The 13,512-nt window shown below is 60.1% G+C and carries 13 protein-coding genes; all 13 read right to left on the bottom strand.

Features of this window, described 5'->3' with window-relative positions; all coding sequences use genetic code 11:
• Positions 1-501 carry a type VI secretion system lipoprotein TssJ gene (gene tssJ, locus VLA07_RS10100; protein WP_007962325.1) on the bottom strand — a complete coding sequence of 167 codons (501 nt, stop codon included), beginning with the start codon at positions 499-501 and terminating at the stop codon, positions 1-3.
• A 5-nt stretch (positions 502-506) separates the two neighbouring features.
• Positions 507-1,700, bottom strand: coding sequence for a type VI secretion system-associated FHA domain protein TagH (gene tagH / locus VLA07_RS10095; RefSeq protein WP_097089473.1), 1,194 nt, complete (start codon positions 1,698-1,700; stop codon positions 507-509).
• A gap of 18 nt (positions 1,701-1,718) precedes the next feature.
• Positions 1,719-1,859, bottom strand: coding sequence for a hypothetical protein (locus tag VLA07_RS10090; protein ID WP_003229566.1), 141 nt, complete (start codon positions 1,857-1,859; stop codon positions 1,719-1,721).
• Positions 1,860-2,192: 333 nt separating this feature from the next.
• The gene (locus VLA07_RS10085) at positions 2,193-3,713 is read right to left on the bottom strand and encodes a sigma-54 interaction domain-containing protein (RefSeq protein WP_115988608.1); all 1,521 of its coding nucleotides are present in this window, start codon (positions 3,711-3,713) and stop codon (positions 2,193-2,195) included.
• A 10-nt stretch (positions 3,714-3,723) separates the two neighbouring features.
• Positions 3,724-6,381, bottom strand: coding sequence for a type VI secretion system ATPase TssH (tssH, locus tag VLA07_RS10080; protein WP_027610385.1), 2,658 nt, complete (start codon positions 6,379-6,381; stop codon positions 3,724-3,726).
• An 11-nt stretch (positions 6,382-6,392) separates the two neighbouring features.
• On the bottom strand, positions 6,393-7,400 hold the full coding sequence (gene tssG / locus VLA07_RS10075) for a type VI secretion system baseplate subunit TssG (protein ID WP_003229570.1): 1,008 nt from the start codon (positions 7,398-7,400) through the stop codon (positions 6,393-6,395).
• A complete protein-coding gene (gene tssF, locus VLA07_RS10070) occupies positions 7,364-9,151 on the bottom strand; it encodes a type VI secretion system baseplate subunit TssF (RefSeq protein ID WP_333989173.1) in 1,788 nt (595 codons plus the stop codon). Before tssF ends, tssG begins: the two co-directional genes overlap by 37 nt.
• Before the next feature lie 69 nt (positions 9,152-9,220).
• Entirely contained in the window at positions 9,221-9,643 is a 423-nt protein-coding gene (locus VLA07_RS10065) for a hypothetical protein (RefSeq protein WP_115988605.1), read from the bottom strand.
• A gap of 7 nt (positions 9,644-9,650) precedes the next feature.
• Complete coding sequence (locus tag VLA07_RS10060) at positions 9,651-10,064, bottom strand: hypothetical protein (protein WP_333989172.1); 414 nt, start codon at positions 10,062-10,064, stop codon at positions 9,651-9,653.
• Positions 10,065-10,116: 52 nt separating this feature from the next.
• On the bottom strand, positions 10,117-11,046 hold the full coding sequence (locus VLA07_RS10055) for a DUF6402 family protein (protein WP_333989171.1): 930 nt from the start codon (positions 11,044-11,046) through the stop codon (positions 10,117-10,119).
• A gap of 12 nt (positions 11,047-11,058) precedes the next feature.
• Entirely contained in the window at positions 11,059-11,583 is a 525-nt protein-coding gene (locus VLA07_RS10050; RefSeq protein ID WP_247267166.1) for a PAAR domain-containing protein, read from the bottom strand.
• Positions 11,584-11,594: 11 nt separating this feature from the next.
• Positions 11,595-12,002 (bottom strand): type VI secretion system baseplate subunit TssE, encoded by a 408-nt coding sequence (gene tssE, locus VLA07_RS10045; protein ID WP_007920274.1) that lies wholly within the window; start codon positions 12,000-12,002, stop codon positions 11,595-11,597.
• Positions 12,003-12,011: 9 nt separating this feature from the next.
• Positions 12,012-13,487: a type VI secretion system contractile sheath large subunit gene (tssC, locus tag VLA07_RS10040; protein WP_003229584.1), complete on the bottom strand. Its 1,476-nt coding sequence runs from the start codon at positions 13,485-13,487 to the stop codon at positions 12,012-12,014.
• Positions 13,488-13,512: the final 25 nt, after the last annotated feature.

Raw genomic sequence — 13,512 nt, 5'->3', positions numbered from 1 at the left:
TCAGTCATCCGCCTTGGCGAGCGCTTCATGGGTGTTGCGGATACCGGCCTGATCGAGGGTCAGATCGGCCTCGGTCAGCTCCAGCGGGGTGACCTGAACGGTGTAGCGCCACTTGGTTTCCGGCAGATCGCGGTAGGCGGCGAGAACGCCGACGTAGCGGCTGCCCTCCTCCACGCTGAGTTTCATTTCCACGGTTTCACCCGGGCGCAGTTCGAGTTCTTCGCTGGCCACCAGATCCGGGTTGAGGGATTCCTTGGCGCGCTCGTAGAGGCTGAAGAAATCAGCGTTCTCGAAAGTCACCGGGTGCTTGAGTTCGAACAGGCGCACGACGATCGGCGAAGGACGGCCGTTGAGGTCCGGGTTGAGCTGATCGCTGCCGGTCAGCTTCAGATTGATCTTGGTCACTTTCGAGTACGGCGACAGCGACGAGCAACCGGCGAGCAGCACCAGCACGGTGAGCGCAGTCAGCGTCTTGAAAAAAGCGGTCGAGCGGCGAGACATGCGCATCATCCTTGGTGGTCGGTGTGGAGGGTGGAGATCAGGCGGATCTGTTCTTCGTAGGCCTGGGCGAAGTCGCGGGCCAGCAGACGCTCGCTCCAGTCATCGTCCTGACGCAGGGCCTGGTGGTAGCGGCCGAACGCTCTCCAGCGTCCGCCCGAGGTGGCGATCAACGGCTTGTTGTCGCGCTCGAAACGCAGGGTCAACTGCTCTGGCGAGAAGTGCTCCAGCGTGCCGCGCACGGCGGCGCGGCTGGCGGTGAGCAGCGCGACCTGATGCGCTTGCAGATCGCGGAATGCACGGGAGATCGCCTGCTCGGCCGGCAGGTGCCCTGGCTTGTGCGGCTGCAACAGAATCTCCAGCGCTTCGCTCGGATCGACGGCGAATTTCAGCGGGTTCTTGTTGGTGCCTTGCACGGTGGTCTGGGCCAGACGCAGTTCGTTCTTCAGCTCCGAACGGGTGCGCAGGCTCTGCTGCAAACCGCCGATGCTCTGGCGCAGCAGACGCGCGGCATTCAGCGCCAAGGCTTCGCGGGCGTCGTGATCAAGGCCTTTGAGATCCACGCCCAGCGCCGCGCCGAAATGCTCCCAGAAACCTTCGCTCTGACGCTCGACGGCTTTCGGGGCCGGAGCTGGCTCGGGCTCAACCGGGGCGATCAGCTCCGGCACCATCAGGCTTTCCATGTCGATACGCGCATAGTCGGCACGCTGACGGGAGTCCTCGGGCTTGGCGGTCGGGGCCAACAGTTCGTCGATTTCCGAATAGACGCGCTCTTGCTGTTCGATCGCGTTCAGTGGATCAAGATCGAGGAAGGCGTCGTCCGGAATGATGCTGCCGGCGGCACGCGGACGGCCGACTTCACCGTCGAAGGTCGCCGGGTCACGCACCAGCCGCGCACGAATCTCGAAGTCACCGAGCACGTAGGTGCTGCCGTGCTCGATGCGCACCGGTTCGCCCTTGTGCAGGCGTGCGCCGCTGCCGCCGTCCTGGACGCCGTTGCTGCTGGTGTCGGTGAGGAAAAACGTGCCTTCGCGGTAGCTGACAATCGCGTGGTGATTGGACAGATGCCGCTTGCGGTCAGGAATGATCCAGTCGCAGTCCTCGCCCCGCCCGATCACGCCGCCGGCCTGTTTGAAGGTCTTCTGGCACAACTCGGTGGGCACGAACTGCTTGGTGTTCAGCATTTCGAAAACCAGTTCCATGTTTGATGCTCCTTGCGGTCACTTGCCGCGATTGACCGCTTGCGGATCACCCAACGGGCGATAGTCGTTGTCGTTGAATTTGTAATTGCCGCTACAGCCGCCAAGGCCGCATAGAACGACGAGGGTCAGCAGGACAGCGTGCCAGTGACGAACAGACATCAGAGGGTCTCCAGGGGTAGACAAAGCACAAAGCGCCGACCCTTGCGGGCGGCGCTGAAATTAATTCTTTGGGTAGTCTCGAAGGCTCTACATCGGGGCCTTCGAGCCATCACAAGGGATATACCGATCCTCTGTGGCGAGGGAGCTTGCTCCCGCCGGGCTGCGAAGCGGCCCCGAAACCAGACGCTGCGCTGCATCAGGGAAACCGGGCTCTGCGGGTCGCGACTGCTGCGCAGCCGAGCGGGAGCAAGCTCCCTCGCCACAGGTAATCTGCAAGCCCCAAGCAAATCATTGGCCACAGGAATACGGCTCGACGCAGCGATCAATTTCACGTCAACCATCGAAGTCACCCAAATTGATATTCAACCGCCCGAGGCGGTACAGCAGGGTGCGGCGCGGCAGGCCCAGTTCGCGGGCGGCGAGGGTCTGGTTGCCGTCGTTCTTGCGCAGGCAGTCGAGCAACAACGTGCGTTCGACTTTTTCCAGGCGCTCGCGCAGATTCAGGCCGCTGTGGTCTTCGGGCATCGGCTCCATGCGCAGGGAGAAATGCTCGGCCAGCAATTCGCCGCCCTCGCACAACAGCACCGCGCGTTCGACCAGTGCCTTGAGTTCGCGCACGTTGCCGGGGAAGGTGTAACCGGACAGGTGCTCCAGCGCCGCGCTCGACCAGCGCACCGGATCACGCTGCAAATACGCGCAGGTCTTCTCGGCGAAGTGCTGAGCCAGTTCGAGGATGTCGCCTTCGCGCTGACGCAGGGCCGGCAGCTCGATCGGGAACTGCGCGAGGCGGTAATACAAGTCCTCGCGGAATTTGCCTTCGCTGACCAGCGTCGACAGATCGCGGTGGGTCGCGGCGATGATGCGCACATCGATCTTGTGCGTGTCGTTGGAACCCAGCGGACGAATCTCGCCCTCCTGCAAAACCCGCAGAATCTTCGCTTGCAGCGACAGCGGCATGTCGCCGATCTCGTCGAGCAACAGCGTGCCACCGTTGGCCGCATCGAACAGCCCCGCGCGGTCACGGTCAGCGCCGGTGAAGGCGCCTTTGCGATAGCCGAACAGCTCGCTTTCCAGCAGGTTTTCCGGGACTGCTGCGCAGTTCTGCACGATGAACGCCTGAGAGCGACGCGGGCCGCAATCGTGAATCGCGCGGGCGACGACTTCCTTGCCGGTGCCGGTCTCGCCGCGCAGCAGCACGGTGTACGGGCTGTGCAGGACTTTGCTGATCAACGAGTGGGTCTGGCGCATGGCGGCGCTTTTGCCGATCAGGCCATAGCCGTTGATGCTCGGCACACTGCGCGCCACCGTGGACGACTCTGCCGGCGGCTGGCGCAGACGCTGCAGCAAATGCAATTGACCGAGGACGAACGAGCCGAGCTGGCCGAGCGAATCGGCAAAGCCTTGCAGGTCGACGTGACGACGACTGGCGCACAGCAGCAGGCCTTCAACCGCCTTCTGCTGATTGACCAGCGGCACGCACAGCAGCGATTGCCAAGCACCAGCGGTGGCCGGCAGGAAACTGGTTTCGTGCAGGCTGGCGCCGAGATCGTCCAGGCACACCACGCGGTTCTGGCACAGGGCGAACTGCAGCAGCTGCTCACCGTTGTAGTCCGCCGGCAGGCTGGTGGCGGCGCGCGGTTGCAGCGCGCCGTCGAGGCATTCGGCGTTCATCCCCAGGCAGGTGTGGGTGGCGTCGAGCAGGTACAGCTGGGTCAATTCGCACCCGCTCAGCTCGGCCAGACCACGCACGAAGTCACCTAGCAGCGCAGCACCGTCCGCCGCGCGCGACAGGCTGGCGAACTGCGCCAGCAAGGCTTCGGCATAGACCAGTGGCTGCGGCACTTGAGTGAACATCACACCCACCTCAGGCGAACTCGCACGTCACGCTGGCGTTGCCATCGAGCGTGGCATGCACACGCTTGAGGCTTTCACCGGTGGCCATCGCATCGAGCAGGCGGTCGGCTACCAACGGCAGCACATGCTGATCGAGCAGATGGTCGATCAGGCGCGCGCCGCTTTCGCTTTGCGTGCAGCGCTCGGACAGATGATCGACGAGGTTCTGGCACCAGCTGAAATCCAGCTGACGGCGGTTGAGGCGCTCGCCGAGACGACCGAGTTTGATCTCGATCAGCTCGCGCAGCACCGGGCCGCCCACCGGGTAGTACGGCACCACTTTCATCCGCGCCAGCAGCGCCGGTTTGAAGTGTTTGCTCAGCACCGGGCGAATGGTCTCTTCGAGCAGCTCGGCGGTCGGGCGGGCGCCGTTTTCGCAGAGGTCGCTGATCTTGTCGCTACCGAGGTTCGAGGTCATCAGGATCAAGGTGTTGCGGAAGTCGATCTCGCGACCTTCGCCGTCGTTGGCCACGCCCTTGTCGAAGATTTGGTAGAACAGGTTGAGCACGTCCGGATCGGCCTTCTCGACTTCATCGAGCAGCACCACCGAGTACGGCTTCTGGCGCACTGCTTCGGTGAGCATGCCGCCCTCGCCGTAACCGACGTAGCCCGGTGGCGCACCGATCAGACGCGATACGGTGTGCTTCTCCTGGAATTCGGACATGTTGATGGTAGTGATGAAACGGTCGCCGCCGTACAGCAGGTCAGCCAGGGCCAGCGCGGTTTCGGTCTTGCCGACGCCGCTCGGGCCGACCAGCAGGAACACGCCGACCGGTGCATCAGGTTTGTTAAGACCTGCTGCTGTGGCGCGCATCGAGCGGTCCAGTGCGTGCACGGCTTGTTCCTGACCACGGATGCGCGTGCGCAGGTCGGTGGCGAAACTCGCGACTTTGGCGTTGTGTTCGCGGGCCAGTTGCGCCAGCGGCACACCGGTCCAGGCGCTGATCACTTCGGCCACCAGACGCGGGCAGACTTCGAAGCTGACCAGACGTTCTTTGACTTGAGCAGCGGTCAGGGCGCTGTGGGTCTGGTGCAGTTCGGCTTCCAGCGCTTCGACGCTCTGGCCTTCCTCGACCTCGGCGGCGATGGTTTCGATCACCGTGCCTTCGGCGTCTTCTTCAACGCTGACGGTCGGCTCGACAGCGGCAGCTTCGCGGGCCTTGGCCAGTTGCTGGCGCAGTTCCAGCAGGCGCTCGGCCAACTGCTTCTGTTCGGTCCACAGGGTTTCCAGCGCGACCATTTCGCTTTCCGCCTCGTCGAGCCGCGCTTCCAGCGCATCCAACGCTTCGTGGTCGATCAGCAGACCAGCCTCGGCATCGCGACGCAGGGCCTGACGCTGACGGCCACCTTCGGCCAGTTCGCCACGCAGGCGTTCGAGGCTTTCCGGGGCGGCGGCGAGGCTGATGCGCACGCGGGCACACGCGGTGTCGAGCACGTCGACAGCTTTGTCCGGCAGTTGGCGACCGGCCAGATAGCGGGCGGACAACTCGGCAGCGGAGACCACCGCGTCATCCCGCAGGTAGATGCCGTGGCTCTTTTCGTAGACTTGCGCCAGACCGCGGAGAATGGTCACCGCTTCGCTGACGGTCGGCTCATGCAACTGCACCGGTTGGAAACGCCGAGCCAGCGCCGGATCCTTCTCGAAATATTTCTTGTACTCGGCCCAAGTGGTAGCGGCGATGGTGCGCAGTTCACCACGGGCCAGAGCCGGTTTCAGCAGGTTGGCCGCGTCGGAACCACCAGCATTGCCGCCCGCGCCGATCAGGGTGTGGGCTTCGTCGATGAACAGGATGATCGGTTTCGGCGAGGCTTTGACTTCGTCGATCACGCCTTTGAGGCGACGCTCGAACTCACCTTTGACGCTGGCGCCAGCCTGCAGCAGGCCCATGTCCAGCGACAGCAGCTCGACGCCCTTGAGCACCTGCGGCACTTCACCGGCAGCGATGCGCGAGGCCAGGCCTTCGACGATGGCGGTCTTACCCACGCCAGCCTCGCCGACCACGATCGGGTTGTTCTTGCGGCGACGGGCGAGGATGTCGACCATCTGCCGAATCGCGCCATCGCGGCACAGCACCGGGTCGAGTTTGCCGTCGCGGGCCTGCTGGGTCAGGTTGTGGGTGAAACGCTGCAGCAGCGATTCGCCCTGCGCCGCCGGCTTGCCGTTGGCGGCCGGTTGCTCCTGTTGCGACAGGGCAAATTCCTTCAAGCGATCGATGTTCAGTTTGGCGAGCAACGGCTGATAACGGCTGCCGGCGTAGCGCATCGGGTTGCGCAGCAGCGCGAGGATCAGCGCGGCGTCTTCGACCTGGGTCTGGCCCAGTTCGAGGTTGGCCACCAGCAGCGCGTCTTGCAGCCACTGCACCAGTTCCGGGGCGAACACCGGGTTGCGCGAGGCGCTGTGTTCAACGCGAGATTGCAGTGCGGCGCTCAGTTCACCGGCATCGACATCCGCATCCTGCAAGGCGCGCGACAGCAAGCCGTTTGGTCGTTCCAGCAAACCCAGCAGCAGGTCTTCGACGAGGATCTTGCTGCCGCCACGGGCCACGCAACGTTCGGCCGAACGCTCCAGATCGCGACGGGTTTCGGCGTCCAGCGCCTGGATGAGTTGTTGCAGGTCTACGTTGATCATGGCTCACGTCCTTAATGAATTTTGCTGCCCAGGGTGACCACGCCGTCTGCTTTTTCGCAGCCCAGCCAACTGGTCCATCCCAGGCGACAGTCGTTCTTTTCACCAATGCGCAGTTCGCGGATTTCTTCCGGGCGCAGCACCAGGCGAATGTCGTAATCGAGCGGGTCACGCAGGGTGAACCGCACCAGCGCGCACAGCGGCTGGTAACCGAAACCGATTGGCAGGAATTCGTGGAATCGCTCCCAGTCGAGTTCGGTGATGTGAATGCGGAATTTGCCGCTGCGGTCGCGCACCTGCTCGCCCAGCACCAGGTCTTCACCGAGCAGGCTGTTGGCGCGACCGAGGCGGTTGCGCTGCTCGTCGAGGATCTCCACGCGGCGCTCAATGCACTGCTCGATGACCAGGTCTTCGTGCTTGAAGTAGTAACGCAGCACGGCTTCGATCAGCGCCGCCGAGTGCGCGCGCAAGCTGAGCAGACCGAGGTATGGCAGCAGGCGTTTCCAGTTCAGTTCCTTGGCCTTGCGGATCTCGTCGCCACCCAGACCGATCAGCGCGAACAGCTGCGACGAAAACGGGTCAATCGCGCCGCTCTGGAAGCTGGCGCGATAGCGGTACTTGCGCCAGATCGGCAGCATCAGTCGTTGCAGGCGATGGTGGAACAGGTCGAGGAAGTTGCGCGTCGGGTTGCCGTCCTCGCTGTCGCCGAGCGCCTGCTCGCCGTAAAACGCCGGCAGCGGCGAACCGGAGCCGACCAGCCCGATCAGGTTGAAACGCATGCGCGCGCGCATCTGCCCGTGCTCTTCGAAAAACTCCACGCGATCGACGTCGCTGCGCGGAAAGCCCAGGCTCGGGTTGGCCTGGAACTCCACTTGATCGTACAGATCGTCTTCGCTCAGGTACGGGTGCGCCTCGCGCAGCCGGTCGATCACCAGCAGCACGGCCTGAAACAGCGAGTACTCGCGTATTACCTTGGTCAGCCCGCTTAAAGCAGGGGCTGCAGGCCCATACGTGGTGTCCATTGGTACACCTCTCCCTGTGTGCTTTTTACCCGCAGCTCGTGGTACGAATTGAGACTGGCGTAAAGCGCGAAAAACTCGTTAAGAACCGAAGCGAAAACGAACAGGTCGCCTTCGCCGATATACCCTTCGGGGTCGATGGTCAGTTCGGTGCGCAGACCGCGCACCGGCAAGCCACGGTGCAGCCGGTCGACGTGGTGGTGCTTGATGTGCTTGAGGCCGCCGAGCAGGCGTTTGCTGACCTTTTCCGCGTGCTGGTCGTAGTAGCGCGGCAGGTCGTAGGTTTCGAGAATCACCTTCAACGCGTTGACGTCGGCCAGCGACAGATAGTTGAGCGACATGTTGCTGATCAGCTTCCACAGGAAGTCACGGTTCAGCGGCGGCGCAAAGCTCGACGTGGCCGGGGTGATGTTACGGAAACTCAGGAACTCCGGGGTCTCTTCACAGGCCATGCAGATGTCGCCGAGCTTGAGCTTGCGCGGCAGGTTCTGGTTGGTGCAGATCAACTCGATCGACAGGGTTTCGTGGGCTTCGGTGTGGCGGATGCCGAAGCTCAGGTAGGTGTCGAGGCCGTCATGCAGCAACGATGAACGCTGGCGGATGCTGTAATGCGGACGGCTGTTGGGCACGTCGAAACTCGGGTCATGCTCGAAGGATTCGAACGGCACGTACTCCTGATAACCGAGGCCGCCGGGCTTCCAGCCGGTCACGGTTTCCACCGAGAACACACCGCAGTTTTCCAGATCGTATTCCGCCGGCAGCAGCAGGTATTCATCCTGTTTGCCATCGAGTCGGATCGGCAGCGCGTCATGCGCGAACAGGTTGGCAATCGGCGTGCAGAACAGCTTCACGTTATCCAGGGTCGGCCGCATGCGCATGATCCCGCTCTTGCGGATATCGAAACGCAGCTCGAGGCCGCGCATCTGCTTGAGGGTGTCTTCCGGCAGCGCCTTGAGGATGTCCAGACCGTTGACGTCGACGAACAGGAACTTGTCCTGGAAGGCGAAGTATTCCTGCAGATAGCGATAGCCACGGAAGGTGTTCAGCGGATACGGGATCAACGCTTCTTCTTCGGCAAAGCCCACCGGCTTGACCCGGTCACCGGGAATCTTGAACGCCATCGGCTTGCCCGTCACGCCATCGATTGGCTTGCCGGCGCCGTCGAGCGGGATCAGCTCAATGCCTTCCAGGTTGCGCAGCAGGCTCAGATACAGCATCTGGCTGATGTAGCGCTCGCCGGCAAAGTGCAGGCGCAGTTTGCTCAGTTCCAGCTCACCGAGGTGACCGTCGGCGCTCATTTCCAGACGCAGGCTGAGCAGCGAGCCGTCGCCCTTCACCGAGTAGTTCAGCGCGGCCAAGTCCAACGGCAGGACTTCCGTCGGGTAGCAGGTGCGGAAGCGGCAACGCACGTCTTCGATCGGTTTGCTTTCGATCGGCGTATCGCGCTCGACCACCAGCGCCGGCCCGGAACGCTTCAGTGGATCAAACTGCAAAATGCTGAACGCCGGCAGCGGGCGCATGTAGTTCGGCCACAGCAGCTGCATCAGCGAATGGCTGAGCTCCGGCAGCTCGTCATCGAGCTTCTGCCGCAGCCGCCCGGTGAGGAACGCAAAGCCTTCCAGCAACCGCTCCACATCCGGATCCCGCCCGGCCTGGCCCAGGAACGGCGCCAACGCGGGACTACGCTCGGCGAAACGGCGGCCCAACTGGCGCAGTGCGGTGAGTTCGCTTTGGTAGTAGTGGTTAAAGGACACGGGTTACCTGCCTGGTAGTGGAACTCATGGAATAACTGTCCTGCGGATTACGCTGGATGTCCGACCTGGTCATTGGATTGCACCTGCAGGCTGACTTGGCTGAATGCGACCTGCGATGTTTCGCAAAGCCCAACGCAACTCGATGACTTGAGTGGTGAGGATCGCCAGCAACGTGACGCAGCCTTGAGCTACGCCGTAAAACAGGGCTCTTAACGGGTTGTCGGGTAGCATCCAGAGCAGGATGAAGCCCACCATCAGAAAAAGGATGGCCAGCTTGGCGACCAGACCTGGAATCAGCGCAACGATCAGGTTGACGCCCAGAAAAATGTAAAACAGTGCGTAACTCGCAATGCCGATGGCGACACCATGGGAGGTAAATCCGCCGTTAAAAAGCCTGTAAGCATGCACAACCGCGTCATTCAAAAATGCATAAGCCACGCATCCGAGGGCGTGGATTAATAAGCATAGGGTGAGACGAACGTAGCTGTTCATACTTCTATCAATTTTCCAGAATCTCGTAGGGTGTATTACTGATGAAAATATTTAGCCAATTTTCTTCCCATTGCGGCATGGAGATTATAAAAGCCTTATCTTTCTTTTCGAAGGCGATCCAAGTAATTCCAACTTCAGTATCATCTTCGAACGTGCGCATATCCAATGACTGAGTATCATACAACGGGGTTCGATATACCTTTCCTGGCTCTTTTGAGTCGACAACTCTTAAATACGCCATACCGCCAAGCATGAAGATCCTGCCGACACGCACATTCTCAATTGTGTAGCGACCCGAGGGGCTAGCTGTAGTTGTACTTGCAGGATACCCTAGCATTGCGCTTACGCAATAAACGATCAATGCAATCAACGCCAAGAGCAAACTGATAGGCACTAGCCATTTCTTTTTAAGCGTAGTCATTCTTTCGCCACACCCACTTCGACAGCGATTGTATATGAGCAAAAAATGCGCATCATTTATTCCAAACATTTATAACTGTCACGGGAACATTCTGATATTGAACATCAGACAAAACCTGGAAATCACCGCCTTTTTTAAATTCCGTCCGATATTTTATAAAATGAGAATTCGTAATATAGAAATAACGCGAGTCCTCTATTTCCCGAAACATCGCCTGAGAATCTTCTGCACTGATATAGGGATTTGAAGCGATGTCTGACTTCATCTGCGCCGCACCGGCATTTGCAGTGGCCGCATAGGCCGGGTTGGCTATACCATCGAAGTTCCAGAACCCTAATGGCTGACTGAAATTGTCTTCCGGTGCGTCATTGAAGTCATAGGCATCCTCAGCGTAAAACCCAATTCGCTCTACAAACAGTTGAATGCTGTCTACGGAAATAACCAGCTTTCCTTCTGGAAATACGCGGACGTTAAAGTTTGCCAGCGCAGCTCGCAATTCATCAGTCTTCTCTATTAGACCGAATTTAACTGCTCGATTATTACTGTATCCAAACTCTTCAACCTTCCTGGCGCTCGCAAACTTAAAAGGATAGACACCCGGCGCCGAGCCAAGATACTTATCTTTAATCTTCTTGCTTATATTATTGCGGCCTGCAGGATTATCCCAGACTGACTTAAGCTCTTCAATGACAGCTTTCGCAGGTTCAAACTTTTCCAACCAGGCCATTTTTACGATGGTGTCATTTACGTAGGCGATGTCAGCAAGAGCAATATGGTCTTTGACCTCTTTACTCATCGCACCATCGGCAGTTGGCCACGGCTTGCCATCAAACCAATGGCGCATCAGCTTCGCAGCAACTGGCCACTTCATCTTATCCATCGCATCAGGTATATCTGTGATTTTGAATTGACGGACAGCTGCAGACTTACCAGTTTGGTTACTGGCCGGCGTCAGACTTGATGCTATTTTCGTATCCGCCATAACAAAACCCTTTTATCCAATTACGACTTCTGATTGCTGTTCAATAATCAACTCATAGGACTCCGCTACAGAGGACGAGATTTTTTGCGTCTTCCCGTCGGCTCCCGTGACGCCACTGATAACTTTCCCCGAGGCGGTTTTGAAACTGTATGCCACTCCCGCCAGGGGCTTCCCGGAGTCCTGACAATTGATGACGTAGTGCTCGTTAAACGGCCATTTGATCTCCACCGGTAACGGCGGCACAAACGGCGCCGGCGAATGCGAATTACCGATAATCACCGTCCCGGAGCCGGCAGTGACCTTGTTGCCATGGGCCCCGACTGAACCTACGGTGGCGGCAGGTTTGCCATTGATCAAAACAGTGGTCGCCAGATCACCAACCAACGCACCACCACACGCCGAGGCATCGCCTTGGCGGGCGGCCGCGAGGCCGTCGAAGAACACGTCGCCGGAACCGGCGGCGATCGGGTTGGTGCCGTGGCCTGGGAGTGGGCAAGCGGTGGGGTCGGATACGCGTGCTGCGGGTTTGCCAGACATCGGGAATCTCCTTAGGTGACCTTCACTTGACCGCTGCCATCCAGGCGCGCGGAAAAACTGACCTGACGCTTGAAACCCTCGACTTCCAGCAGGCCTTCGATGCTGAAGGCCAGCCGCAACTGGTCGTGGTCACGCGGCAGGGAAATGACACGCACGTTGCTCAGGCGCGGCTCGTAGGCTTCGATGAAGTTTTCGATGGCCAGGCGGGCCTGACTCAGGGAGTCGTGCAGGCTCAGACGCATGTCATTGAGATCGGGCAACCCGTAGTCGGCCAGCGTTTGCACGCTGCCGGCCCGGGTGCTGAGCATTTTGGCCAGATGGGCAGCCACTGACGCCATGGCACAAGCCTCGAGGCTGTTGCCCTTGCGTAGTTGCGCGTCGCCGTTGAGGCGCTCGAACAGGCTGCCGTATCCGTCCATGAGTCGCTCTTACTCTTTGTCCAGCTTGCCAACCAGCGACAGGGTGAAATCGGCGCCCATGTACTTGAAGTGCGGACGCACGTTCAAGCTCACGCGGTACCAGCCCGGCTCGCCTTCAACGTCGCTGACGATCACTTGCGCAGCACGCAGCGGACGACGGCCACGCACTTCGGCGCTCGGGTTTTCCTGGTCGGCGACGTACTGGCGGATCCACTTGTTCAGTTCCAGCTCGAGGTCGGTACGCTCTTTCCACGAACCGAGTTGCTCGCGCTGCAGCACTTTCAAGTAGTGAGCCAGGCGGTTGACGATCATCATGTACGGCAGTTGGGTGCCGAGCTTGTAGTTCAGCTCTGCCGCCTTGCCTTCTGCGCTGATGCCGAAGAACTTCGGCTTCTGCACCGAGCTGGCGGAGAAGAACGCCGCGTTGTCGGAGCCTTTGCGCATGGTCAGGGAGATGAAGCCTTCCTCGGCCAGTTCGTATTCACGACGGTCGGAGACCAGAACCTCGGTCGGGATCTTGGTTTCGATTTCGCCCATGCTTTCGAAATGGTGCAACGGCAGATCTTCAACCGCGCCACCGCTCTGTGGGCCGATGATGTTCGGGCACCAGCGGAATTTGGCGAAGCTGTCGGTCAGCTTGGTGCCGAACGCGAACGCGGTGTTGCCCCACAGGTAGTGCTCGTGGCTGTTGGCAACGGTTTCCTTGTACACGAACGATTTCACCGGGTTTTCTTCCGGATCGTACGGGTTACGCAGCAGGAAACGCGGCACGGTCAGGCCAACGTAGCGGGAGTCTTCCGAAGTACGGAAGCTCTGCCATTTGGCGAATTGCGGGCCTTCGAAGTGGTCTTTCAGATCTTTCAGATCCGGCAGGCCGGTGAAGCTTTCCAGACCGAAGAATTTCGGGCCGGCCGCGGCGATGAACGGCGCGTGAGACATGCAGGAAACGCTGGCCACGTACTGCATCAGTTTCACGTCCGGCGAGCTTGGGGACATGAAGTAGTTGGCGATGATCGCGCCCACCGGCTGACCACCGAACTGGCCGTATTCAGCGGTGTAGATGTGCTTGTACAGGCCCGACTGCATGACTTCCGGCGAATCTTCGAAATCGTCCAGCAGGTCTTCTTTGGAGACGTTGAGGATTTCGATCTTGATGTTTTCGCGGAAGTTGGTGCGGTCGACCAGCAACTGCAGGCCACGCCACGACGATTCCAGCGCCTGGAAGTCCGGGTGGTGCAGGATTTCGTCCATCTGACGGCTGAGCTTGGCATCGATCTCGGCGATCATGCGGTCAACCATGGCCTTCTTGACCGGCTCACCGTTGTTCTGCGGCTTGAGCAGTTCTTCGATGAACGCCGACACGCCACGCTTGGCGATGTCGTAGGCTTCGTCGTCCGGAGTCAGACGGGTTTCGGCGATGATGCTGTCGAGAATGCTGTACTCGCCGCTTTCGGCGCTCTTCTCTTGTGCTGCGCTAGTGCTCATTGTGTTGGCTTCCTTGGCTGGAGTC

The organism is Pseudomonas sp. S3(2024), assembly GCF_036861315.1.
Lineage (GTDB): Bacteria > Pseudomonadota > Gammaproteobacteria > Pseudomonadales > Pseudomonadaceae > Aquipseudomonas > Aquipseudomonas putida_A.
This window is presented reverse-complemented; position numbering and strand designations above follow the sequence as displayed.

Bases quoted from the DNA above. Each gene is read 5' to 3' on its own strand.
- tssC (WP_003229584.1), bottom strand. From the start codon at position 13,487: ATGAGCACTAGCGCAGCACAAGAGAAGAGCGCCGAAAGCGGCGAGTAC.
- tagH (WP_097089473.1), bottom strand. From the start codon at position 1,700: ATGGAACTGGTTTTCGAAATGCTGAACACCAAGCAGTTCGTGCCCACC.
- VLA07_RS10065 (WP_115988605.1), bottom strand. From the start codon at position 9,643: ATGAACAGCTACGTTCGTCTCACCCTATGCTTATTAATCCACGCCCTC.
- tssE (WP_007920274.1), bottom strand. From the start codon at position 12,002: ATGGACGGATACGGCAGCCTGTTCGAGCGCCTCAACGGCGACGCGCAA.
- VLA07_RS10090 (WP_003229566.1), bottom strand. From the start codon at position 1,859: ATGTCTGTTCGTCACTGGCACGCTGTCCTGCTGACCCTCGTCGTTCTA.
- tssH (WP_027610385.1), bottom strand. From the start codon at position 6,381: ATGATCAACGTAGACCTGCAACAACTCATCCAGGCGCTGGACGCCGAA.
- VLA07_RS10055 (WP_333989171.1), bottom strand. From the start codon at position 11,046: ATGGCGGATACGAAAATAGCATCAAGTCTGACGCCGGCCAGTAACCAA.
- VLA07_RS10085 (WP_115988608.1), bottom strand. From the start codon at position 3,713: ATGTTCACTCAAGTGCCGCAGCCACTGGTCTATGCCGAAGCCTTGCTG.
- tssG (WP_003229570.1), bottom strand. From the start codon at position 7,400: ATGGACACCACGTATGGGCCTGCAGCCCCTGCTTTAAGCGGGCTGACC.
- VLA07_RS10060 (WP_333989172.1), bottom strand. From the start codon at position 10,064: ATGACTACGCTTAAAAAGAAATGGCTAGTGCCTATCAGTTTGCTCTTG.
- tssJ (WP_007962325.1), bottom strand. From the start codon at position 501: ATGTCTCGCCGCTCGACCGCTTTTTTCAAGACGCTGACTGCGCTCACC.
- VLA07_RS10050 (WP_247267166.1), bottom strand. From the start codon at position 11,583: ATGTCTGGCAAACCCGCAGCACGCGTATCCGACCCCACCGCTTGCCCA.